Consider the following 13,719-nt stretch of genomic DNA (forward strand, 5'->3'; position numbering starts at 1 on the left):
CGCGCGGGCCGCGCTTTGGAGCCCGGTGTACCCTTGCAGGCGCCGGGAGGAAATGGGGCTCGCTCAGGCCTTGGCGCGCAGCACGTCTTCCTCGTCCGGACCCGTCAGCATCGGCAGTATCGGCCCGCGCCCCTCACGCACCTCTGCACCCGGCAGAACCGGCAGCGCCGGTGGCCCGTAGAGCGCGCTGACCGGCTGCGTCCCCCAGATCGCCGGGGCCAGCTCGGGCATTGCCCCGGCCAGCTCGAGCTGCGCGCGCGCGCCAAGCGCCCGCAGCGCCGTGGGTCCGGGCCAGAGGCTCTCGACGAGCAGGCCGCCAGCGTTAAGCAGCGCATGCGAGGGTAGAAGCAAGTGGTGGTAGCCGACGCCGCGCGCGCCCCGCGCGACGCGCACCCGGGTACCCCGCCGCTCCGCCAAATGGCCCGCCCGGACCAGCGCAGGACGACCGCTGTCGGGGTCGGTGACGGCGATGCAATGCTGGCGGGACAGTCGCAGCTCGCTGCGGTTGCCGAGCGCGCCCGCCTGGATCACCACCGGCGCAAGCATCGGATCCGCCTCGATTTCCTCGGCGCTGACGACGCGCGATCCGGCCCAGAGGATCGGCTGCACTCCGGTCTCGGTCATCACCAGGTCGCCCGCGCCGAGCGCCTCGACCGGCGTCCATCCGTCCGGCGTGGCGATGAGCGTTCCGCTGACCAGGCAGGGAATGCCCATGGCATACATCGTTTCGTCGGAGGTGACGCTTGCCGGCGAGACCCCCATCAGCACGACGCTCTCGCCCGTGGGGAAGGTCAGCACGGCGTTGCCCGAGCCGTCATCAGAGACGGTGACATCCCAGGTGTTGACGGCCTCGCCATCACTGTCGAGCAATGCGCTGGTGTTCAGCTGGTCGGTGGTCCTGCCCCCGTCCAACGTCATGTCGAAGTCGGTGATCGTGTCGGCGCCGCCACCCGGGGTAAAGACGTAGCTGTCGCTTCCCGCGCCACCGGTCAGCGTGTCGTCCCCAGCACCACCGGTGATCGTGTCCGCCCCATCGCCGCCGGAGATGCTGTCCGCGCCGCTGCCGCCCGACAAGCTGTCATCCCCCGCCATGCCGAAGAGTTGCTGATCTGCACCGCTGGCCGAGGCGTCGATCGTGTCGCTGCCGGAGCCGCCGACGACCTGCTCGATTTCCCAGAACTGGCCGGTGGTGCCCGCACCCACCTCGTAGCTGCCGTACTCCCAGCCGCCGAAGGTCACGTCTACCGGATCGGTCGCGTAGCGGAAATCCAGCGCGTCGATGTCGCTGTTGTCGGTGTCCTCCCCACCGTAGATCAGGTCGGAGCCTTCGGAGCTTCCGTAGATGAAGAAGCGGTCGGAGCCGTAGCCGCCGTTCATCGAGTCATTTCCGGCGTCGCCGGTGAAGACATCGTCGCCGTCGCCGCCCCAGATGGTGTCGTCGCCCGCGCCGCCCCTCAGCGTGTCGTTGCCGGTGCCCCCATCGAGCGTGTCGTTGCCGTCGCCGCCCTCGATCCAGTCGTTGCCCGCACCGCCCTGGATCGAGTCGTTGTCGCCCTCGCCGTAGATGGTGTCGTTACCCTCGCCACCGTAGATGGTGTCGTTGCCCCAGCCGCCGTAGATCAGGTCATCCCCGGCCCCGCCATCGAGCAGGTTCGCGCCGTAATATTGCGAGCCACTGATGTCGTCGATGTAGTCGTTGCCATCGCCGCCATAGACGGTGTCGTTGCCTTCGCCGTAAATCAGCGTGTCATTGCCGCCACCGCCGGAGATCACGTCGTCCCCGGAGCCGCCGTCGAGCGATTCAGAGAAATTGCCACCTTCCATGACGTTGGCGTCGTCGCGCTCGTAGGCTTGGCTGTCGAAGCTGCTGTAGGCGACGCCGCCGGCAGGAACCGGAGCGCCTCCGACATAAGTGTAGGTCACACCCGGGGTGATCGGAGCGTCGGTGACGTAGCCCACCGGCTGACCGTAGCCCTCGATCCGCATCTCGTAGACATGGATGGTGCTGCCGTCCGGCGCCGTGACGATGTTGACGCTGCCGATGTAGAGCTTGCCGGTCGCGATGACCGCGCCGCTGGCATCGGTCGCCGTGGCGGTCTGTTGGCTGCCGTCGAGAGACCCGCCGCCGCCGGAGAGATTGCTGTCGTCGTCGGTGACCACGATGGTCACACGCTCGGACTGCTCCCACGTCGGGCGGACGTAGGCACCGCCAACCCCATTTTCGACGACCTGCCGGTAGTCGCCTGTGCCAAAGGCACTTAACGTATAACTCGCCACAACACTGCCTCTCGTATGGAAGCGCGGCCGCTGTACTCCGACCGTTGCGTCACCACTGGCATGCGTTGCGGAAAGACGCAACGTCAGCAATGGAGCAGACGCCCGCTGCGGACATGCCGCGCGGGAGATGTTGCACGAAAGTGTCTACTGGCGCCTTAACCGGCGGCAGAACTCAAACGCGGCGCAGCGCCAGCGCCTCGACCTCGACAAGAAACTCGGGGCGGGTGAAGCCCGAGACGATCATCAACGTCGAGGCCGGCTTCACCTCCAACGAGGCACAGGCACGGTCGCGGGCGGCCATGTAGCCCTGCATGTCCTCGCGCCGGGTGACGAAAGCCGAAAAGCGCAGCACGTCCGAAAAATCCAGCCCGTCCTCCTCAAGGATCGCCCGCAGCGCCTCGAAACAGAGGTCGGCCTGCGCCTCTACCCCCTCGGGGATCGACCCGTCCGGACGCAGCGCCAGTTGCCCCGAGGTCGCCACCACGGGACCGGCGGCGATGCCATGCGAGTAGTGGCCAAAGGGAGCGGCGATGCTCTGCGGTGCGAGGGGTTTCATGCCTGGTCCTTGTCTTGAGGGTTCGCCAGTCCGGCACGGTCGAGGAAGAGCTGCACCGCCTCCGCGGCAATGCGCTCGAAATCCATATCCGCGCCGGTATCGACGCCAAGCACGCGGCGGCTCTGAAGCTCGTAGTCGGCGTAGTGCTGGGTCACCGCCCAGATGTTCATCATGAAGAGCAGCGGATCGACCGGCTTCATCCGCCCCTCGTCGATCCAGCGCTGGATGACCTCCGTTCCCGCCTCGACCGAGGCGTGCAGCCCCTCCCACTTGCCGCCCATCTCGGGCGCCCCGCGGCCAAGCTCCTGCAGGAACAGCCGAGACGCCTCCGGACAGTCCAGCGACAGGCGCAGCTTGTGGCGCACATATCCGGTGATCACTTCGGCGGGATCGTCGGACTCCCCTGAGCCGAAGAAGATATCCCGCCACTGGCCGATGATCCCGTCGAGCACCTCGCGGTAGAGGTCCTCCTTGGAGGTGATGTAGTAGTGCAGCTGCGCCTTGGTGATCCCTGCCGCCTTGGCCAGTTGCTGGGTCGAGGTGCCCGACAGTCCGAAATTGGCGAACTCGCGCAGCGCCGCCTCGCGGATCGCGTCGTGGATTTCCTTACGCTTCAGACGTGCGGTGCTCATCGCGCTTCCCCTTGCTTACCGGCTCGCCGAACCGGGACAGTCGTTTGCCGACCTTGGCGAGAAAGCCCTTCAGGTCCCTTGGCTTGCGGTGGTTCATGTCGTGTAGCTGCAACCATGTCACGCGGCAACGCGGATGGAACAGGACCCGGAAGCCTCGCACCAGCATCGAGCGGCCGGGATCACGGATCAGCCGCAGCCACCACCAGGGCGAGCCGGAGGTGGTGACCACCGCGAAATGCCGGATGTTCTGCAGGCAGCCCGTGGCGCGCTTCTTGCGCGCGCTGGCGACGTCGAAGGCGACACCGGGCAGCCAGACCCGCTCCATCCAGCCCTTGAGGATGGCGGGCGGGCCGTACATCCATGTGGGATAGATGAAGACCAACCCGTCGGCCCGGCGCAAGGCGTCCACATGCGGCGCGACCTTGGCGATCAACCGGTCGGTGCGCGGAATGTAGTCGGCCCAGTCCTCGGCAGAGAGGACCGGATCGAACCCTTCGGCGTAGAGATCGATCACCTCGACCTCGTGCCCTGCCCGCAAGAGGCTCTCGCGGGCCGTGGCAAGAAGGGCGGCACCGTAGCTTTCCCGGCCCGGATGGGCAAAAACGATCAGGACACGCATGGCACCGCCCCTTCCGGCTCAGTTGCCCTCGGCCGCGGTCTTGATCTCGATGCCGTGGCGCTTGTTGACGAAGGAGGTGTCGGCCACCTTCGAAAGATCAAGATCGCCTTCCTCGAGGATCCCGCTGTTCACCGCCGTCTCGTAGAACGCCGCGATGCGCGCATCGGTCATCGCGCCGATGCCCAGTTCCAGCGCGTCGCCGCTGTCGATGATGCCAAGCTCGCGCACCTGCGCCATCTCGGCATCCAGCTTCTCGACGGTCAACTCGGGGTTGGCTGCGATGATCGCCTCGTAGCCGGCGGTGTGGTCGCCGTAGAGGAAGGTATACCAGCCCTCGATCGAGGCATCGACGAAGCGCTGCACCAGCTCGGGGTTCTCGTCGATCATCTGCTGGCGGGTCTCGATGGTGGTGGCATAGGTATTCCAGCCGTAGTCCGCCATCAGATAGGTCGCGACGTCCGCGCCCTCGGCGGCGGCATAGAGCGGCTCGGCGGTGGCGTAGGCCTGCTGCACCATCTTCTCGTCGCTGAGGAACTGCGCGAGGTTGTAACCGTAGGGGCGGACCTGCTCGTCGCGGAAGCCGAAGTCCTCGACCATCCATTTCCAGTAGGAGAACTGGCCGTCCTTGGAGAGCAGAATCTCCGGCGCGGTGGTCAGGTCCTCCCAGCTCTCGTAGGCGCCCTCATGCGCGATCAGCGCCTGCGGATCCTTCTGGAAGATTGCCGCGACCACGGTGGTGGGGATGCCGTTGCGCACATTGTCGAACGAGAGCAGCAGGTTGCCCGCCATCAGGAAATCGAGCTTGCCGGCGATCAGCATGGGGCGGTTGTTCACCTGCGGGCCGCCCTGACGGATCTCGACCTCAAGGCCATATTTCTCGTAGGTGCCGTCCGCCAGCGCCTGGTAGAAACCGCCGTGGCCGCCCTGGGCCAGCCAGTTGGTGCCGAAGACGACCTTGTCGCCGGCGAAGGCAGCGGATGCCGCGAGCGAGGCCGCCAGCGCGGTCAGGGAAATGGAGAGAGTTTTCATCGGTTTGGTCCTGTTGGTAGAAGGGTCTTGTTATGCGCTGCGCGCCATTTCAGGGCGCCAGCCCCGGGTCTTGCCCGGGTTCATCAGCCCGTAGGGATCGGCCTGTTTCTTGAAGTCGATCTGTGCGGTGTCGATCGTTTTCATGCCGCCATCCTCGATGGTGACCACATGCGGGTCGAAGATCGTGCACCCGTCTGCTTCCAGCTCGGCGATCAGCGCGTACATCGCGTCCTTGCCGCGGAAGCGCACCAGCGGCAGCGCGAAAATCTGGATCTCGCCGTCCTGCCGCGCCATCTCGTGGTGCCAGAACATCTCGTCGCCGTAGCGGGCCATCTGGCGCATCACCAGATCGATGTCGAACGGGCGCGGATAGGCGACCTGCAGGTAGGTCCAGCCCTTGTCCACCTTCAGGGCCTGCAGCGTGGTGTGGTTCCAGCCGCATTCATAGGCGGGCTGCAGGCGGTTCTGATGGATCTCGTCCATGGTCATGGCAAAGGAGATCGTCGCGCCCTCGGCCTCGGCCCGCGCGCGGAAACGGTCCATGTCCGACGGTGCGACCATGGCGAAGACGGCGTCCCGGTCCTCGGGGAAGTAGCCCTCGAACTTGCGGTAATAGGGCGCGAAACGGCGCTCGACCGGGGTCAGCAGGTAGCAATCGAGGCCATCTTCCTGCGCGGCGGTGGCAAAGCGCAGCGCCTTGTCGTAGCCGTCGAAGAGCGCCGCGGTGTGCAGCCAGTCGGTCGAGGGGGTGAGCGCGAGCCCCACCTCCAGCACGATGCCGTTGGTGCCATAGGCGTGGTGCACCTTCTGCACGTCCTGCCCGCGCAGCTCGATCACCTGCGGCTCTTCCTCGAGGGTCAGCACCTTGAGATACGTGAGGTTGCCTTCGTCGCGCAGCATGCCGTGGCGCAGCGAGCCGATGCCGCCCGAGCCGCCCGCGATGAAGCCGCCGATGGTGGCGAGGCTGCGGGTCGAGGGGTACATGGTCAGCTCCTGCCCGGTCTCGCGCGCCGCGTCGTCGAGCTTCGACATGCGGATGCCCGCCTCGACATGCGCATGGCCGGGGGTGATCTCGAGGATCCGGTTGAGGCGCGTCAGGTCGACAACCAGCCCGCCCTCGAGCGGCACGCATTGCCCGTAGTTGCCGGTGCCGCCGCCGCGCAGGGTGACCGGCACCTTGTGGCGGGCGGCGGCAGTTGCGACGCGGATCACCTCGTCCTGGTCCTGCGGGATCACCACCAGCTCGGCGCGCTTGTCCTTGAGCTCGGCGTCGAGGATCTGGCTGTACCAGAAGTAATCCTTCGAGCGCGCCTCGAGCGCGCGTTCGTCATCGTAGAAGCGCAGCCCGTCGAGGTCCTGCCGCAGAGCGGCAAGCGCCGCGGCATGGAGGCCCTGCGGTTTGGCCAGTTGCGTGTCGGTCATGCGAAGTCTCCGGAGGTCTCGGGGATGGGGGCGCCACCGCGCCAGACGGTACGCACCGCGCGGGGGCGGTTCAGCGCATCGTCGAGGCCGGTGGCGGCGATATGGATGAAATCGGCAGGGGCGCCGGCCTTGATCTCGACGTCATGGCCGAGCCACTGGGCCGGGGTCTGGGTGACGCTGGTCAGCCAGCTGGCCGGGTCGAGGTGCCCCGCCAGCACGGCCATGCGGTAGACATCGAAGAGGTCGTAGTCTCCCTGCGGGTAGAAGGGATCGCAGACGTTGTCCGAGGCGAGCATCACCGGCATCCCGGCTGCGCGTGCCTCGTGGACCGGGGCGAGCCCCCGCAGCCGCGGCGTGCGTCCGGGCGTGGCATCCTGCAGGAAAGCGTTGGTGGTCGGCAGAGCGCAGAGCGCCATACGCGCCTCCCCTGCTCGGCCGAGCAAGTCGGCCACCGCGCCCTCGGGACGCACCGAGAGCGAACAGCAATGGCCCGCCAGAACCTGGCCCGCCATGCCGCGCGCTTCGGTCTCCTGCAGGATCGCGTCGAGCCCCTGCGCTTCCGGGTCGAGCCCCTCGTCGACGTGGAAGTCGAGCTGCAGGTCGTATTTCTCGGCCAGATCGAAAACCCTGCGCAGCTTTGCCGGGATGTCTTCGTTGCGATAGACGAAGGCGCCCAGCACGGCGCCGGTCCCGGCGATCTCGCGCGCGATCCGCTCGCCGTGCTCGGTGAAGGCGTCCAGTGGGGTCAGCGTGGCAAGCTGCAGATCGACGCTGCCGCGCCATTCCTCGGCCAGCCTGCGCAGCACCGGCAGCGCCTTCGGGACCTCGGCCTCGGTCCAGTCGACATGGCTGCGCATCGCCTTGGTGCCATTGGCAAAAGCCCGGCGCAGCCCGCGCGCGGCGCGCTGGCGCAGGTCATCGGGGGTCCAGTTCGGCTTGTCCCCGGCCATCAGCTCGATCGCCTCGTGCAGCGACTGCGGGCGGTTCGGGACGCGCGCCGCGGTGAACGTTTTGTCGAGGTGGACATGCGCGTCGGCAAAGCAGGGCAGCAGAAGCCCGCCCCCCTGCCCCTCGGACGCGGAAAGCGCGGCGATGCGCGCGCCCTCCAGCATCACGTCCCAGTGCCCGTCACGCCCGGCCAGCGCGACGCCGTTCAGCGTGGTCATGCTCAGCCCTGCCGCTTGATCTCGCTCTCGTGCCAGTGCCCGAGCACGGCGCGCGAAAGCCAGGAGGTGGCGAGAAAGATCAGGATGCCCAGCATCGACACCAGCAAGAGCGCCGCGAACATCCGCGGGATCTCGTTGCGGAAGCTGGACTCGAGGATGCGCGAGGCCAGACCGGTGTTCTGTCCGGCGGTACCCGCGACGAACTCCGCCACCACCGCGCCGATCAGCGCGAGGCCGCCGGCGATCTTCAGCGCGGCCATGAAGTAGGGCAGCGCCGAAGGGATCAGCAGGTAGCGCAGGCGCTGCCACTTGGTCGCGCCATATAGGGTGAAGAGGTCGCGAAGGTTGTGGTCGGCGCTGCGCATGCCGATGGCGGTGTTCGACAGGATCGGGAAGAAGGCGACGATCCAGGCGCAGATCAGCAGCGCCGCGAAAGTACTGTCGACATAGATCAGGATCAGCGGTGCGATGGCCACGACGGGCGTCACCTGCAGGATCACCGCGAAGGGGAACAGGCTCATCTCGATGGTACGCGACAGGGCAAAGACCATCCCCAGCGCCACCCCGCCGATGATCGCGAGCCCCAGCGACAGCAGGGTCAGCTTTACGGTGAACCAAGCGCTCGACAGCAGCGACGGCCCATCCTTCCAGAGAGTCTCAAGAATGAGGCTCGGCGCCGGGATCAGGTAGTGCGGGATCTCGTTGTAGCGCACGAGGAATTCCCAGAGGCCGAGCGCGCAGAGTAGCGCGGCGCAGGGCATCAGGATGCGCATCCGGCGCTCGCTCCGGGCCGCGCGCAGCGCCGGATCCTCCGAGGGGGCGGCCTGCGGGGACATGGTCACGGGGTCAGTGGTTGAGGTCGACATCGTCCATGGTCCCTTCGAGTGCGTCAGACACGAGACGGCAGGTCTCGGCGTATTCGGGCGTTGTGCGGTAGTGCGCGTCACGCGTTGTGGCATCCGGTAGCGCGAGGTCGTGCACGACACGGCCGGGACGCGGCGCCATGACCACGACGCGGCTCGACAGGTAGACGCTCTCGAACACCGAGTGGGTGACGAAGATCACCGTCAGCCCGTTGCGCCGCCACAGGTTCAGCACGTCGTTGTTGAGCTTGAAGCGGGTCATCTCGTCGAGCGCCGCGAAGGGCTCGTCCATCAGCAGCAGCTTGGGCTTGGTGACCATGGCGCGGGCGATCGAGACCCGCATCTTCATGCCCCCCGAAAGCTCGCGCGGGTAGCTGCCGCCGAACTTGGCAAGGCCCACCATCTCAAGCGCCTCGGTCACCTGCGCCTCGGCCTCGCGGCGGCTCAGCCCGCGCAGTTTCAGCGGCAGGTAGACATTGTCGAAGACCGTCGCCCAGGGCATCAGCGTGGGCTCCTGGAAGACGAAGCTGACATCGCCGCCCTGCACGCCGGCTGACTTGCCCGCGCTGCCGGGCGCGTGGCCGTTGACGGTGATCTGTCCCGAAGACGGCGACAGCAGCCCCGAGATCATCCGCAGCGCCGTCGACTTGCCGCAGCCCGAGGGGCCGAGCAGGCTGACGAACTCGCCCTGCCGGATGGTCAGGTCCATGTCCTGCAGCGCCAGCGTTCCATTGTCGAAACGTTTGAAGACGTGGGACATCTCGATCTGCGCAGCGCCCTGCGCGGTGGTGTCGAGGGGCATGGTGGGCTCCTTACCAGTCGGGATGCGCATCGAGCCGCGACAGCGGCGCGCGGTCGATCTCGTCGAAGATCCGGGTGAGCCGGGCGACCGCGTGATCGAGCGTCGCGGCACCCTTCTCGGCGCTCGCGAGATGTGCCTCGCCGCAGGCGCCTGCGCTACTTAGATCCTGCGTCAGCCAGGCGGGTTTCGCGGGGCCGGGCAATGCAATCGAGGGGGTCTCGGCGGCCCAGACCTCGGCCTGCGAGGGGAAGTCGCGGGCGTGGGACATGTCGACGTTCTTGGGGTCCAGCGTCAGCATCACCGAGGTTTCCATGTCCCCGGCGTGGATGCCATGCCGCAGCTCGCGCTCGGAATAGATCCCCTCGGGCATACCAGCCGCGAACCAGCTCAGGGAGAAAGCCATCATGTGGTGCTTCTCGCGCAGCTCGCGGGCGACGATGTCCATGGCAGGAATGTTGCCACCATGGCCGTTGAGCAGGACGAACTTGCGCACGCCCGAGCGCGCCACGCAGGCACCGATCTCGGTCCAGACCCGCAGCAGCGTCTCAGCCGTGAGCGTCAGGCTGCCGGGGTAGGCGCTGTGCTCATTGCTCTTGGTCACCGCCTGCGTCGGCAGGAAGACCACCGGGCTGCTTTCGGGAAGGTGTTCGGCAAGCCGCGAGACCACGCCTTCAACCGTGGCGGTGTCCACCGACATGGGCAAATGCGGACCGTGCTGCTCGATGGCACCAAGCGGCAGGACCGCGATCAGCTTCTCGCGGTCGAGCGCGGCAAACTCCCTGCTGCTGTAGTCTGCCCAGTATCGCTTCATGCCCTGCCCTTTCATCGATCTTGCCGCCGTGCGGCGATTGGGAGGATTCATAGCAAGCGATCAAACCAAATGGTATGAAAAATCCGTTGCCTTGGCGAAGACCTTGGGTCGCCCGTGAAGATGCCGCGATTTGATGCCTTTGATTTGTGCATTTTGCCTGATCCCCGGACCGGCGAGGGCGGACTCCAGCGTCCAATCGCGCCTCCAGAGTGGCAGGCTGACGAATCCTCCGCATCGGGCGGGCACAGGGCCCATTGCTTGACTAAAGCTGTCAGGTATGACTAACCTCCGCACCGACACAGCCCTGCCCCGGTGCCTTCGGGCAGCCTGTGCCGAAAGACCCTGTCGGCATCCGGACCCTTGTGATCCGAGCGCCGCGCTCTTCCTGCCCGACCGACGCGAGCCGCCATGACCTTCATGCCCCGCATGACTTCGCAGACCCGAGCCATCGAACCCACGCGCCCGCTGCACTGGCGGCGCTGGGGCGGTGCGATCGCCGACGTCTGGCACGTGCATGGCGCTGCGGGCGGCGGCGGCTTTTATCGCTCTCCAGATCCGCGGCTGGTGGTCTTTCTCGGCGAGCCCTCGGGCGCGTTGCAACTTCGGACCACGCCAGACGGGCCATGGATGCAGGGCGTCGGGGCCTTCTACATTCCCGCTGGTATGCCGCTCTGGAGCGCGCTTGCCCAAGACCGGGACTATGCGCACCTCGACTTCCACCTCGAAGCCGGGGCCCTTAGCCAGCGCCTGCGAAACGCCGGCGACGCCAGCCGCATGGAAGAAGCGCATTTCCTCGCCGCACCGGACCGCGCTGCCCCCCTCGCCGCGCTCTTGGCCGAGGAAGTGCAGACCCCCTCCCGCCCGGACGTCATGCTGGATGGCCTGCTCACGGCCTTGCTGTGCGAAGTGCTCGATCTGGGCAAGACCGAGGCGGAACCGCGCCGGGGCGGCCTGCCTCCGCACGTGATCCGCGAGTTGCGCCGCCACGCGCTCGCCGCGCTGCACCGCAAGATCGAGGTCGGCGAGTTGGCCGAGCTCGCCGGCCTTTCGGAAAGCTGGCTGACCCGCGCCTTCAAGCAGAGCCTCGGGACCACACCGCAGCGCTGGCTGACGCAGCTGAGGGTCGAGGCCGCCATGGGGCTGATGACCGACACCGACCAGGGCCTCGCGGAGATCGCGGCCGCCACGGGCTTTGCCGACCAGGCGCATCTCACGCGGAGCTTCCGCAGCGCGCTCGGAGAGACGCCCGGCGCCTGGCGCCGGGCAAGAACGCGCGCGATTTCGACAAACCACGGCGGTCTGGTTCAATCACCAACAAAAATCCCGAGCTAATTACTCGGAAAAATTCCGTATCGTGGGACGTGACATGACCAGCACCCTCCGCCTGTCCTATCTGGCCAGTGCCAGCCTGCTTGCCCTTGCCGGGGCCGCGCAGGCACAATCCACCGCCGACCTCTTTGATCTCGGCGAGATCGTCCTCGAGGGCGAATACGACCCGTCGGACCCGGTGCCCGGTTACGTCGCCACCACGGCGCAGACCGCGACCAAGACCGGTACGCCGATCCTCGAAACGCCGCAGTCGCTCTCGGTGATCACCGGGGAACAGATCGAGGACCAGGGCGCGACCACGCTGGGCGACACGCTGGGCTACACCGCCGGCGTCACCGCCCAGCCCTATGGCACCGACCCGCGCTTCGACGCGCCCACCATCCGCGGCTTCGACGGCGGCGACGCGCAGTACCTGAACGGGTTGCGCATCCTGCGCGACTTCGGAGCGCCCTCCTTCGAGATCTACTCGCTGGAGCGGATCGAAGTACTGAAGGGCCCGGCCTCGGTGCTCTACGGTTCGGGCATCCCGGGCGGGGTGATCAATCAAGTGCAGAAACGCGCGCAGTTCCTCAGCTTCGGCGAGGCGGGCGTCGGCGTCGGCGACCCCAAGGCCTCCGAGGCCTTCGTCGACTACAACCACGTCTTCTCCGACACTTTCGCCACCCGCGTCACAGCGGTCGCCCGCGAGAGCGAGGAAGACGTCGAGGAGCTGGAGAACAGCCGTCAGTACCTCGGCCTCGCCACCCGCTGGGAGCCGACCGAGGAGACGTCGCTGCAATTCCTCGGCTCGTGGCAGAAGGACAGCCCGATCACCCCGACCGGCGTGCCCTACGAGCTGATCGGCGAGGAGGATGACGAAGACCTGCGCGACTACTACGGCGGCGACACCGACGTGGACGAGAGCGACCGCCGGGTGCTCAACCTCGGCTTCGAGCTTGCACATCAGATCAACCGGGACTGGAGCGCAGAAGCGAGCTTCCGCTACCAAAAGTTCGACTGGGATTTCACCGGCTACAACGTCTATACCGCGATGAGCAGCTACGGCCTCGTCGACCGGGTGGTCACCAGGCAACACGAGGACAACTTCACCCAGAACCTCGACTTCCGGATCAGGGGCCACGCCGAGACCGGCGAGGTGGCGCACGCCCTGCTCTTCGGGCTCGACCTGCGCCGCTACGGAATGGACGACGAGACGCGCTTCTACTATCCCGGCGGAACTCCCTTCCCGGCGCATCCCGACGACAGCGCCGGCCTGCCCGCAGTCGGCTACGTTCAGCAGCGCGACCTGACGCTGACGCAGCTCGGGGTCTACGCGCAGGACGAGATGGCGATCGGCAACTGGCGCGCCTCTCTGGCGCTGCGCCACGACTGGGCCGAGCAGAGCGGCGATGTCTCCCTCGGCGGCGTGCCCTATGACGCCGACCGCAAGGACGAGGCCACGACCGGCCGCGCCGGGCTCTCCTACGTATTCGCCAACGGCGTTGCGCCCTACCTCAGCTTCACCACCTCCTTCGATCCCGAACTCGGTACCGACTACCTTGGCAAGACCTACGAGCCGACCACCGGCCGACAGTGGGAGCTGGGCGTGAAGTACCAGCCGCTCGGCTTCAACGGCTTCTTCAGCGCGGCGCTCTACGAGCTGACGCAGGAAAACGTGCTGGCCGCCTCGAGCGACAGCGAATATGCCTACTCGCAGATCGGCGAAGTGCGCTCGCAGGGGCTCGAGCTTGAGGGCACCGTGGATCTCGAGAATGGCTGGACCCTGCGCGGCGCCTATACTCGCAACCTCACCGAGCAGACCAAGGGCGACAACGAGGGCAAGCAACTGCCCAACGCGCCGCTGCACAACGCCAGCCTTTGGGCCAACTACAGCTTCGCTCCCGATGCCGCGCTGGCCGGGCTCACCCTCGGCGGCGGCGCGCGCTACATCGGCGAGCGCTATGGCGACGCGCCGAACGCCATGGCACTGGACTCGGTCACCCTGTTCGACCTGCAGGCCTCCTACGCGATCACCGAGGACATGCAGCTCTCGGTCAACGTCAGCAACCTGACCGACGAAGCCTATGTCGCCTCCTGCACCCAGTACTACGGCTGCTACTACGGCGACGGCCGCACGGTGCAGGCGCGCCTGACCTACAAATGGTGATGGCTTTCACCTGACAAGCCGGGGTCCCGCGTCTATGGATGCGGGGCCCCTCGCTGCCTTTTCTGGG

12 protein-coding genes are annotated in these 13,719 nt (G+C 66.9%); 2 read left to right on the plus strand and 10 right to left on the minus strand.

Going from position 1 to position 13,719, the window contains the following annotated elements; translation table 11 throughout:
* Window positions 1–63: 63 nt before the first annotated feature.
* The 10 genes from BM397_RS12270 to BM397_RS12315 all read right to left on the minus strand — a co-directional run bounded on the left by BM397_RS12270 (window position 64) and on the right by BM397_RS12315 (window position 10,177).
* Complete coding sequence (locus BM397_RS12270) at window positions 64–2,277, minus strand: Hint domain-containing protein (protein WP_143015372.1); 2,214 nt, start codon at window positions 2,275–2,277, stop codon at window positions 64–66.
* Between the two features lie 172 nt (window positions 2,278–2,449).
* The gene (locus tag BM397_RS12275; protein ID WP_092424360.1) at window positions 2,450–2,833 is read right to left on the minus strand and encodes a RidA family protein; all 384 of its coding nucleotides are present in this window, start codon (window positions 2,831–2,833) and stop codon (window positions 2,450–2,452) included.
* The gene (locus BM397_RS12280) at window positions 2,830–3,465 is read right to left on the minus strand and encodes a TetR family transcriptional regulator C-terminal domain-containing protein (protein WP_092424362.1); all 636 of its coding nucleotides are present in this window, start codon (window positions 3,463–3,465) and stop codon (window positions 2,830–2,832) included. Before BM397_RS12280 ends, BM397_RS12275 begins: the two co-directional genes overlap by 4 nt.
* A complete protein-coding gene (locus BM397_RS12285) occupies window positions 3,440–4,084 on the minus strand; it encodes an NAD(P)H-dependent oxidoreductase (protein WP_092424364.1) in 645 nt (214 codons plus the stop codon). The genes BM397_RS12280 and BM397_RS12285 overlap by 26 nt, the downstream gene beginning before the upstream one ends.
* 18 nt (window positions 4,085–4,102) lie before the next feature.
* Window positions 4,103–5,113 carry an ABC transporter substrate-binding protein gene (locus BM397_RS12290; RefSeq protein WP_092424366.1) on the minus strand — a complete coding sequence of 337 codons (1,011 nt, stop codon included), beginning with the start codon at window positions 5,111–5,113 and terminating at the stop codon, window positions 4,103–4,105.
* 30 nt (window positions 5,114–5,143) lie between these two features.
* Window positions 5,144–6,535 (minus strand): FAD-binding oxidoreductase, encoded by a 1,392-nt coding sequence (locus tag BM397_RS12295; protein WP_092424368.1) that lies wholly within the window; start codon window positions 6,533–6,535, stop codon window positions 5,144–5,146.
* On the minus strand, window positions 6,532–7,701 hold the full coding sequence (locus tag BM397_RS12300) for an amidohydrolase family protein (RefSeq protein ID WP_092424370.1): 1,170 nt from the start codon (window positions 7,699–7,701) through the stop codon (window positions 6,532–6,534). Before BM397_RS12300 ends, BM397_RS12295 begins: the two co-directional genes overlap by 4 nt.
* A gap of 2 nt (window positions 7,702–7,703) precedes the next feature.
* Complete coding sequence (locus BM397_RS12305; protein ID WP_245696063.1) at window positions 7,704–8,567, minus strand: ABC transporter permease; 864 nt, start codon at window positions 8,565–8,567, stop codon at window positions 7,704–7,706.
* Window positions 8,548–9,366, minus strand: coding sequence for an ABC transporter ATP-binding protein (locus tag BM397_RS12310; RefSeq protein WP_092424374.1), 819 nt, complete (start codon window positions 9,364–9,366; stop codon window positions 8,548–8,550). The genes BM397_RS12305 and BM397_RS12310 overlap by 20 nt, the downstream gene beginning before the upstream one ends.
* 10 nt (window positions 9,367–9,376) lie before the next feature.
* Window positions 9,377–10,177, minus strand: a complete 801-nt coding sequence (locus tag BM397_RS12315; RefSeq protein ID WP_092424376.1) for a creatininase family protein — start codon at window positions 10,175–10,177, stop codon at window positions 9,377–9,379.
* 408 nt (window positions 10,178–10,585) lie between these two features.
* Here BM397_RS12315 and BM397_RS12320 point away from each other — a divergent pair, with 408 nt between their 5' ends.
* Both BM397_RS12320 and BM397_RS12325 read left to right on the plus strand, forming a co-directional pair.
* Window positions 10,586–11,509 (plus strand): AraC family transcriptional regulator, encoded by a 924-nt coding sequence (locus BM397_RS12320; RefSeq protein WP_092424378.1) that lies wholly within the window; start codon window positions 10,586–10,588, stop codon window positions 11,507–11,509.
* A 34-nt stretch (window positions 11,510–11,543) separates the two neighbouring features.
* Window positions 11,544–13,652 carry a TonB-dependent receptor gene (locus tag BM397_RS12325; RefSeq protein ID WP_092424380.1) on the plus strand — a complete coding sequence of 703 codons (2,109 nt, stop codon included), beginning with the start codon at window positions 11,544–11,546 and terminating at the stop codon, window positions 13,650–13,652.
* Window positions 13,653–13,719: the final 67 nt, after the last annotated feature.

This window comes from Alloyangia pacifica (assembly GCF_900116195.1).
Taxonomy (GTDB): Bacteria; Pseudomonadota; Alphaproteobacteria; order Rhodobacterales; family Rhodobacteraceae; genus Salipiger; species Salipiger pacificus.

What these genes read in the sequence shown, in the direction of transcription:
- BM397_RS12275 (WP_092424360.1), bottom strand. Translation starts at nt 2,833, where the DNA reads ATGAAACCCCTCGCACCGCAGAGCATCGCCGCTCCCTTTGGCCACTAC.
- BM397_RS12280 (WP_092424362.1), bottom strand. Translation starts at nt 3,465, where the DNA reads ATGAGCACCGCACGTCTGAAGCGTAAGGAAATCCACGACGCGATCCGC.
- BM397_RS12285 (WP_092424364.1), bottom strand. Translation starts at nt 4,084, where the DNA reads ATGCGTGTCCTGATCGTTTTTGCCCATCCGGGCCGGGAAAGCTACGGT.
- BM397_RS12290 (WP_092424366.1), bottom strand. Translation starts at nt 5,113, where the DNA reads ATGAAAACTCTCTCCATTTCCCTGACCGCGCTGGCGGCCTCGCTCGCG.
- BM397_RS12295 (WP_092424368.1), bottom strand. Translation starts at nt 6,535, where the DNA reads ATGACCGACACGCAACTGGCCAAACCGCAGGGCCTCCATGCCGCGGCG.
- BM397_RS12300 (WP_092424370.1), bottom strand. Translation starts at nt 7,701, where the DNA reads ATGACCACGCTGAACGGCGTCGCGCTGGCCGGGCGTGACGGGCACTGG.
- BM397_RS12305 (WP_245696063.1), bottom strand. Translation starts at nt 8,567, where the DNA reads ATGTCGACCTCAACCACTGACCCCGTGACCATGTCCCCGCAGGCCGCC.
- BM397_RS12310 (WP_092424374.1), bottom strand. Translation starts at nt 9,366, where the DNA reads ATGCCCCTCGACACCACCGCGCAGGGCGCTGCGCAGATCGAGATGTCC.
- BM397_RS12315 (WP_092424376.1), bottom strand. Translation starts at nt 10,177, where the DNA reads ATGAAGCGATACTGGGCAGACTACAGCAGCAGGGAGTTTGCCGCGCTC.
- BM397_RS12320 (WP_092424378.1), top strand. Translation starts at nt 10,586, where the DNA reads ATGACCTTCATGCCCCGCATGACTTCGCAGACCCGAGCCATCGAACCC.
- BM397_RS12325 (WP_092424380.1), top strand. Translation starts at nt 11,544, where the DNA reads ATGACCAGCACCCTCCGCCTGTCCTATCTGGCCAGTGCCAGCCTGCTT.